The organism is Microbacterium enclense, from assembly GCF_004022425.1.
In the GTDB taxonomy this organism is placed as follows: domain Bacteria; phylum Actinomycetota; class Actinomycetes; order Actinomycetales; family Microbacteriaceae; genus Microbacterium; species Microbacterium enclense_A.
Window position 1 is genome coordinate 1 of sequence record NZ_RBZY01000080.1, and the last position, 8,801, is coordinate 8,801.

5 protein-coding genes are annotated in these 8,801 nt (G+C 70.4%); 2 read left to right on the plus strand and 3 right to left on the minus strand.

Going from position 1 to position 8,801, the window contains the following annotated elements:
* Both D8Y23_RS15155 and D8Y23_RS15160 read right to left on the minus strand, forming a co-directional pair.
* On the minus strand, window positions 1-1,051 hold a 1,051-nt coding region (locus D8Y23_RS15155), incomplete at its 3' end, for a hemolysin family protein (protein ID WP_164878266.1).
* A complete protein-coding gene (locus tag D8Y23_RS15160) occupies window positions 1,048-2,391 on the minus strand; it encodes a hemolysin family protein (RefSeq protein WP_128218910.1) in 1,344 nt (447 codons plus the stop codon). The genes D8Y23_RS15155 and D8Y23_RS15160, both read right to left, overlap by 4 nt.
* Before the next feature lie 150 nt (window positions 2,392-2,541).
* Here D8Y23_RS15160 and D8Y23_RS15165 point away from each other — a divergent pair, with 150 nt between their 5' ends.
* Window positions 2,542-3,510, plus strand: coding sequence for a glycoside hydrolase family 76 protein (locus D8Y23_RS15165; protein ID WP_128218911.1), 969 nt, complete (start codon window positions 2,542-2,544; stop codon window positions 3,508-3,510).
* Here D8Y23_RS15165 and D8Y23_RS15170 read toward each other — a convergent pair.
* Complete coding sequence (locus tag D8Y23_RS15170) at window positions 3,500-4,954, minus strand: GuaB1 family IMP dehydrogenase-related protein (RefSeq protein WP_128218913.1); 1,455 nt, start codon at window positions 4,952-4,954, stop codon at window positions 3,500-3,502. The two genes, D8Y23_RS15165 and D8Y23_RS15170, sit on opposite strands and share 11 nt — an antisense overlap.
* Before the next feature lie 140 nt (window positions 4,955-5,094).
* Here D8Y23_RS15170 and D8Y23_RS15175 point away from each other — a divergent pair, with 140 nt between their 5' ends.
* Complete coding sequence (locus D8Y23_RS15175) at window positions 5,095-8,784, plus strand: multifunctional oxoglutarate decarboxylase/oxoglutarate dehydrogenase thiamine pyrophosphate-binding subunit/dihydrolipoyllysine-residue succinyltransferase subunit (protein ID WP_128218912.1); 3,690 nt, start codon at window positions 5,095-5,097, stop codon at window positions 8,782-8,784.
* Window positions 8,785-8,801 lie beyond the last annotated feature (17 nt).

The window sequence follows — 8,801 nt, forward strand, 5'->3', positions numbered from 1 at the left end:
GGCGGCGGGCCGTGGCATCCTGTACTTCGCCCACGAGCTCCTCGATGACGTCCTCCAGGAACAGCACCGCACGCACCTCGCCGGCGTCGTCGCGCACCTGCGCGAGGTGGCGGCCCGAGCGGCGCATGAGAGCGAGCGCGTCCTCGAGGTCGGTCGTCTCGAGCACCGACACCATGTGGTGGATGCGCTTGGTCGGGATCGGACGGGCCATGTCGGCCTCGTCGTCGGGCCCCTCGGCCACCCGCAGCACGTCCTTCAGGTGGACGTACCCGGTCGGGTGCCCCTGCGCGTCGACGATCACGTACCTCGAGTACCCGTGGACGGCCACGGCCCGCTCGATCTCGGCGGGGGTCGTCGTCTCGGGGAGCGTCACGAGGTCGGCCATCGGCACCGCGATGTCGGCGGCCTTCTTCTCGGTGAACTCCACCACCGCGGTGACGGTTCCCGCCGCGTCGTCGAGGACGCCCTCACGGCGCGACTGGTTCACGATGGTGGCGACCTCGTCGAGCGTGTAGGTCGACGTCGCCTCGTCCTTCGGCTCGACCCGGAAGGCCCGCACGACGTGATTCGCGATCCAGTTGAGCGCCACGATGATCGGGTAGAACGCCTTCGACACGGCCACGAGGGGCGGAGCCAGCATCAGCACGGCCCGGTCGGGCAGGGAGAAGGCCAGGTTCTTGGGCACCATCTCGCCGAAGACGACGTGCAGGTACGACACCAGCAGCAGCGCCACCACGAACCCGACCACATCGACGGCCGCCTCCGGCAGCCCGGTCAGCCCGAGCGGCTCCGCGAGGAGGTGGTGGATCGCCGGCTCGGAGACGTTCAGGATCAACAGCGAGCAGATCGTGATGCCGAGCTGGCACGTCGCGAGCATGAGGGTCGCGTGTTCCATCGCGTACAGCGCGGTCTTGGCCGACCGCGACCCGCGCTCGGCGAGCGGCTCGACCTGCGAGCGGCGCGCCGAGATGACGGCGAACTCGGAACCCACGAAGAAGGCGTTGGCGATCAGCAGCACGACCAGCCACGCGATTCCCGCCCAGTCGCTCATCGCTGGTCACCTCCCTTGGCGGCGCGGACGAGGTCGTCGACGCCATCCTCGGACGGTTTCGGCGTGAACTGCACGCGGTCGACGCGGCGGCCGTCCATCCGTTGGACGGTGAGGACGCCGTCCTCCGTCTCGACCGTGTCGCCGACGGCGGGGATGCGCTCGAGCTCGGCCATCACGAAGCCGCCGACGGTGTCGTAGACCTCACCCTCGGGGACTCGCACGCCGGCGCGGTCCAGGAGCTCGTCGGGGCGCAGGTCACCCGGGAAGGTGAGGGATGCCGCGGTGCGCACGACACCCGCGCGCGAACGATCGTGCTCGTCGAGGACCTCGCCGACGATCTCCTCGACCAGGTCTTCCAGGGTCACGACGCCGGCGGTCCCGCCGTACTCGTCCACGACGATCGCCATCTGGTAGCCGCGGGAGCGCAGCTCGGACACCAGCGTGTCGAGGTGCACGGTCTCGGGGACGCGCAGCGGCTCGGTGGCCAGTGCCGCGACCGGCACGTCGGCGCGGCGGTCGCGCGGCACCCCCACTGCGGCCTTGAGGTGCACGACGCCGACGATGTCGTCCATCGACTCGTCGTAGACGGGGAACCGGCTGTGGCCGGTGCGACGGGCGAGCTGGATGACGGCCTCCGTCGGCTCTCCCGCGGCGAGCGCGTGCACGCTCGGGCGGGGCGTCATGACGTCGGCGGCGCTCAGCCGGGCGAAGGTGAGGCTGCGGTCGAGGAGCGACGCGGTGTCCTGCTCCAGCATGCCCGCGCTCGCCGAGCGCTTGACGAGACTCGACAGCTCCTCGGCCGTGCGGGCGCCGGAGAGCTCTTCCTTCGGCTCGACGCCCACGGCGCGCAGCACGCCGTTCGCGCTGCCGTTGAGGACGGCGACGGCGGGACGGAACACCATGGTGAACGCGACTTGGAACGGGATGACGAGCTTGGCCGTCTGGCGCGGGATCGCCAGCGCGAAGTTCTTGGGCACGAGTTCGCCGAGGATCATCGACAGTACGGTCGCGATGCCGATGCCGACCACCGCGGCGACCGGCACCACGACCGCTTCGGGAAGGGACCACGCCAGCAGGACCGGGCGCAGCAGATTCGAGATCGCCGGTTCCATCGTGTAACCGGTGAGAAGCGTCGTGAGGGTGATGCCCAGCTGCGCACTGGAGAGGTGCGTCGAGGTGATGCGCAGCGCGTCGATCGTCAGCGACAGGCGGGACTCGCCCGCCGCACGCCGCGACTCCAGGTCCGCGCGATCGAGATTGACGAGTGCGAACTCGCTCGCGACGAACAGGCCCGTACCCACCGTGAGAAGCAGCCCCACGCCCAACATGACGTAATCCATCACGCGTCACCCCCGCTCGGGGCGGGAGAGTGTCGGCGGGGCTCGGGTCTACAACTGGGAGGGTCGTCCATCGTGCCCCCGATTCTAGGGCCTCGCGGGCCGCGCGGGACCGGGCCGCCGGCATCCGTCCCGAGCGTTCAGGATGAGGACATGGATGCCATCGCCCAGCACCGCGCCGCCGCTGCGGAGGACGCGGTCATCGCCGCCTACGTGCACCGGTACGGTCCGGTCGCGTGGGCGCACGCGGCCACCGCCGGCGACGGTGCGCCGACGTGGCACTACTGGTGGCACGCGCACCTCGTGCACGCCCTGGCGGAGGCGGAGCGCCACCGCCCGGCGAGGGCGCGTCGAGGACTCATCGCGCGGGTGCTGCACGGGGTCACCCTGCGGACGGCCGGGACGTGGATCACCCCGTTCTACGACGACATCGCGTGGATGGGTCTCGCTCTGGCGGAGACGCGGCCGCGGGGGCACGCCCGGGCGCGCATCGCGCGCCTGCTGGCCGGTGCGGTCGACCCCGCGGTCGGCGCGCTCCCCTGGCGCACCCGCAGCGTCCTCTACAACGCCCCGGCGAACGGCCCCGCGGCGATGGTGCTCGCGCCCAGCCGTCACCGCGCTCTCGCGCAGCAGCTGAGCTCGTGGATGGGCGCGACCCTCGACGATCCGGAGACCGGCCTCGTGCGCGACGGCATCGAGCACGGCGTGGTGCGCCCCGACCTGTGGACGTACAACCAGGGTGTCGCGATCGGAGCCGCTCTCGCCCTCGGCGACGCGCGGCGCGCGGCCGGGGTCGTGCACGCCGTCGACCGGTGGTGCGCCGAGGACGACGGCCTGTTCCCCGCGGCCGGAGGCGGAGACGGCGGACTGTTCGCCGGCATCCTCGCCCGCTATCTCGCCCTCGCCGCCATCCACCTCGACGGACCGGATGCCGAGATCGCCCGACGCCTGGTGCACCGCAACGCCGAGGCGCTGTGGGCGGGACGGCGGGAGGGGCGCTTCCCCGCTGATCCGCGGCGCGCAGCACGGCCCACCGGTGACGACCGGGATCTGTCGGTCCAGCTCGGGGCGTGGATCACGCTCGAGGCCGACGTCGCGGCCTCGCGCGGCCTCACCAGCTGACGGGCAGGGCCTTGCCCTCCTCGTAGCCGGCGGCCGACTGCAGTCCGACCCGGGCCCGATCGTGGAACTGCGCGACGGTCGCCGCTCCGGCGTACGTGAACGACGACCGCACGCCGGAGGTGATCATGTCGAGCAGGTCCTCGACGCCGGGACGCTGCGGGTCGAGGTAGATGCGCGACGACGAGATTCCCTCGGCGAACAGCTCCTTGCGTGCCCGCTCGAACGCATCCAGTCGCTGGAAGCGCCCCTGCACCGCCTTCGTGGAGGCCATGCCCCAGGACTCCTTGTAGATGCGTCCCCCTTCGTCGACGCGGAGTTCACCGGGGGACTCGATGGTCCCCGCGAACCACGACCCGATCATCACCGAGGCGGCTCCCGCGGCGAGCGCCAGCGCGACGTCGCGCGGGTAGCGCACGCCACCGTCGGCCCAGACGTGGGCGCCCGCGGCGCGAGCGGCCTCGGCCGTCTCGAGCACGGCGGAGAACTGGGGCCGGCCGACGGCGGTCATCATGCGCGTCGTGCACATCGCGCCCGGGCCCACGCCCACCTTGAGGATCGAGGCTCCCGCGGCTGTGAGGTCGCGCACGCCCTCGGCGGTGACGATGTTGCCCGCGGCGATCGGGATGCCGAGATCCAGCGCCGCGACCTCGCGGAGGGCCCGCAGCATCTGCTCCTGGTGCCCGTGCGCGGTGTCGACGACGAGGACGTCGACACCCGCCGCGGCGAGCGCGCGGGCCTTGCCGGTGACATCGCCGTTGATCCCCACCGCCGCGGCGACGATGAGGCGGCCGTCCGCGTCGACGCCGGGGCGGTAGACCGAGTCGCGCAGAGCGCTGCGCGCGGACAGCGTTCCGACGATGCGGTCGCCGTCGACGACGGCGACGATGTCGGCCGTGCCGACGAGGTCGAACACCTCGTGCGGGTCGCCGACGCGCTCGACCTCGACCAGCGGGGCGTCCGTGCGGGCGATGTCGCCGAGGGTGGCGTCCGGGAGGGCGGTCGCCAGACGCGGGGCCGGGACGATACCGCGGTAGCCGTCGAGGCCGACGGTGCCGTCCGCGCGCTGCTCCGCGACGACGATCCCCCGTCCGGCGACGGGAGGGAGGATGCGGCGCGCGTCGGCGACCGTCGCCGACGGTGGGAGCACCAGAGCCGCGTCCCACGCCACGGGCTGTGCTTTCACCCACTCCACGGCATCGACGAGCCGTTCGAGCGACATGTCCTGCGGCAAAACGCCGAGACCACCGCGCCGCGCCAGCGTCGCGGCCAGGCGGGGACCGGTGACCGAGTTCATGTTGGAGGCCACGAGCGGAAGGGTCGCCCCGCTCCCGTCGCCGGGGGCGAGGTCGACGCTCAGGCGACTGCCCACCTCCGAATGACGCGGAACGAGGAAGACGTCCGAGTAGGTGAGGTCGACATCGGGCTGTGCACCGGAGAACTCCATGGCATCCACTCCACCACATCCGATGGATGGCAAGACCCCGGAGGATGGCCAGGATCCTCGGCTAGGCTGGAGCGAGTGCGCAACGAGGACGACTGCGTGCATCCACAGGAATCTTCATCGAGGAAAGCAGGCGATCGACTGTGTCGAGCCAGGTGACGGGCGTCGGTACTTCGAGCGAGGGCGAGTTCGGCGCGAACGAGTGGCTCGTGGACGAGCTCTACGAACAGTTCAAAGTCGACAAGCACTCCGTAGACAAGGCCTGGTGGCCGATCCTGGAGGCGTACCACCCGGTCGTCGACGGATCCGCCGCGGCCTCGGCACCGGCCTCCGCGCCGCAGGCGGCACCGACGGAGCCGAAGCCGGTGACCGCCCCGATCCCGGTGGTCGGTCAGGCCCCGGTGGCGCGCACCACGGCGAAGCCGGCGAAGCCGCAGCCCATTCCCGCGCAGGCTCCCAGCTCCGTGCCCTCCGCGACGGCGGAGAGTACCGAGGAAGACCGCGTCACCGTCCTCAAGGGCATGCCGAAGGCGCTCGCGAGCAACATGGACGACTCGCTCACCGTGCCCACGGCGACGAGCGTGCGAACGATCCCGGCGAAGCTGATGATCGACAACCGCATCGTCATCAACAACCACATGTCCCGCACCCGCGGCGGCAAGGTCAGCTTCACGCACCTGATCGGGTGGGCGCTCATCCAGGCGCTCAAGGAGTTCCCGAGCCAGAACGTGTACTACGCCGAGATCGACGGCAAGCCCTCGGTCGTGGCACCGGCCCACGTGAACCTCGGCATCGCGATCGACATGCCCAAGCCCGACGGCTCGCGCGCTCTGCTGGTGCCGAGCATCAAGCGCGCCGACACGCTGACCTTCGGCGAATTCCTGGCCTCGTACGAAGACCTCGTCCGCCGCGCACGCTCCAACAAGCTCACTCCCGGCGACTTCCAGGGCACGACGATCTCGCTCACCAACCCGGGCGGGATCGGCACCGTGCACTCGGTCCCGCGCCTGATGCGCGGCCAGGGCGCGATCATCGGTGCCGGTGCGCTGGAGTACCCCGCCGAGTTCCAGGGCGCGAGCGAGAAGACGCTCAACGAGTTGGCGATCGGCAAGACGATCACCCTCACCAGCACCTACGACCACCGCGTCATCCAGGGCGCCGGTTCCGGCGAGTTCCTGAAGAAGGTGCACGAGCTGCTGGTCGGCCAGCGCGGCTTCTACGACGACATCTTCGCGGCTCTCCGCATCCCGTACGCCCCGATCCGCTGGGCGGCCGACATCAGCGTCGACCTGTCCGAGCGCATCGACAAGAGCGCGCGGGTGCAGGAGCTCATCAACTCCTTCCGGGTGCGCGGCCACCTCATGGCCGACATCGACCCGCTCGAGTACGTGCAACGCACGCACCCCGATCTTGAGATCGAGTCGCACGGACTGACGTTCTGGGACCTCGACCGCGAATTCGTCACGGGCGGTCTCGGCGCGAAGCGCGTGGCGAAGCTGCGCGACATCCTCGGTGTCCTGCGCGACTCGTACTGCCGCACGCTCGGCGTGGAGTACATGCACATCCAGGACCCCGAGCAGCGCCAGTGGTTCCAGCGCAACGTCGAGGTCAAGTACACCAAGCCCGGGCACGACGAGCAGCTGCGCATCCTCGCCAAGCTCAACCAGGCCGAGGCGTTCGAGACGTTCCTGCAGACGAAGTACGTCGGGCAGAAGCGCTTCAGCCTCGAGGGCGGCGAGTCGCTCATCCCGCTGCTCGACCAGATCCTCCAGGGCGCGGCGTCCGCCGGCCTCGACGGCGCCGCGATCGGCATGGCCCACCGCGGCCGCCTCAACGTCCTCACCAACATCGCCGGCAAGACCTACGGTCAGGTGTTCCGCGAGTTCGAGGGCGCCGTCGCGATCGGCAGCAAGCGCGGTTCCGGCGACGTGAAGTACCACCTCGGCACCGAGGGCACCTTCGTCGGCGACTCGGGAGACGAGCTGCCGGTCTACCTCGCCGCCAACCCGTCGCACCTCGAGACCGTTGACGGAGTGCTCGAGGGCATCGTCCGCGCCAAGCAGGACCGCAAGCCCATCGGCACGTTCTCGTGGCTGCCTATCCTCGTGCACGGCGATGCCGCCTTCGCCGGTCAGGGTGTGGTCGTCGAGACGCTGCAGATGTCGCAGCTGCGCGGCTACCGCACCGGCGGCACGATCCACGTGGTCGTCAACAACCAGGTCGGCTTCACCACGACCCCCACCGACGCCCGCACCTCGGTGTACGCCACCGACGTCGCCAAGACCATCCAGGCGCCGATCCTGCACGTGAACGGCGACGACCCGGAGGCCGTCGTGCGCGCCGCCGACCTGGCGTTCCTCTACCGGGAAGAGTTCCACCGCGACATCGTCATCGACCTCGTGTGCTACCGCCGTCGCGGTCACAACGAGGGCGACGACCCCTCGATGACGCAGCCGCTGATGACCAACCTCATCGAGGCCAAGCGCTCGGTGCGACGCCTGTACACCGAGTCGCTCGTGGGCCGCGGCGACATCACGGAAGACGAGTACGAGCAGGCGAAGCAGGACTTCCAGAACCGCCTCGAGGTCGCCTTCGCCGATACGCACGCGGCCGAGACGGGGTCCACCCCGATCGTCTCCACCGACGCGGCCGACGACATCGTCGTGGGCGCACCCGAGACCACGGGTGTCTCGCGCGAGGTCGTCCACCACATCGGTGACGCCTTCGTCAACAAGCCCGACGGCTTCACGGTGCACAACAAGCTCCAGCAGCTGCTCGACAAGCGCCTCGACATGAGCCGCAACGGCAACATCGACTGGGCCTTCGGTGAGCTGCTCGCCTTCGGCTCGGTGCTGATGGAAGGTACCCCCGTGCGCCTGGCAGGCCAGGACTCGCGCCGCGGCACTTTCGTACAGCGCCACTCCGTGCTCCACGACCGCGACAACGGCCAGGAATGGCTGCCGCTGGCGAACCTCAGCGAGAACCAGGGACGCTTCTGGGTGTACGACTCACTCCTGAGCGAGTACGCGGCGATGGCGTTCGAGTACGGCTACTCCGTCGAGCGGGCCGACGCCCTCGTGCTCTGGGAGGCGCAGTTCGGTGACTTCGCCAACGGCGCGCAGTCGGTCATCGACGAGTTCATCTCGTCCGCCGACCAGAAGTGGGCCCAGCAGTCGAGCGTCGTGCTGCTGCTCCCCCACGGCTACGAGGGTCAGGGCCCCGACCACTCGTCTGCGCGCATCGAGCGCTACCTGCAGATGTGCGCGCAGGACAACATGATCGTCGCGCGTCCCTCGACGCCGGCGTCGTACTTCCACCTGCTGCGTCGACAGGCGTACCAGCGCCCCCGTCGCCCGCTCATCGTGTTCACGCCGAAGGCCATGCTGCGTCTGCGCGGGGCCACGAGCCCGGTCGAGGACTTCCTCGAGGGCCGGTTCGAGCCGGTGCTGGACGATGACCGCGGTCTCGACCGCGGTGCCGTGACGCGCGTGCTCCTGCACGCCGGAAAGATCCACTGGGATCTGCGCGCCGAGCTCGACAAGAACCCGAATCCCGAGATCGCGCTCGTGCGCCTCGAGCAGTACTACCCGGCTCCCATCGACGAGTTGAACCGCGTCCTGGAGTCGTATCCGAACGCCGAACTGGTGTGGGTGCAGGACGAGCCCGAGAACCAGGGGGCGTGGCCCTTCATCGCGCTCGAGGTCGCCGACCAGCTCGGTGGGCGCGGCATCCGCGTCATCTGCCGGGCCGCTGCGGCATCGACGGCGACGGGGTCGCCGAAGGTGCACGCGAACGAGCACGCCGAGATCATGAAGGCGGCGCTCGCGCGCTGACTCGAGAGCGACGGGGC

Bases quoted from the DNA above. Each gene is read 5' to 3' on its own strand.
- D8Y23_RS15160 (WP_128218910.1), bottom strand. From the start codon at position 2,391: ATGGATTACGTCATGTTGGGCGTGGGGCTGCTTCTCACGGTGGGTACG.
- D8Y23_RS15165 (WP_128218911.1), top strand. From the start codon at position 2,542: ATGGATGCCATCGCCCAGCACCGCGCCGCCGCTGCGGAGGACGCGGTC.
- D8Y23_RS15170 (WP_128218913.1), bottom strand. From the start codon at position 4,954: ATGGAGTTCTCCGGTGCACAGCCCGATGTCGACCTCACCTACTCGGAC.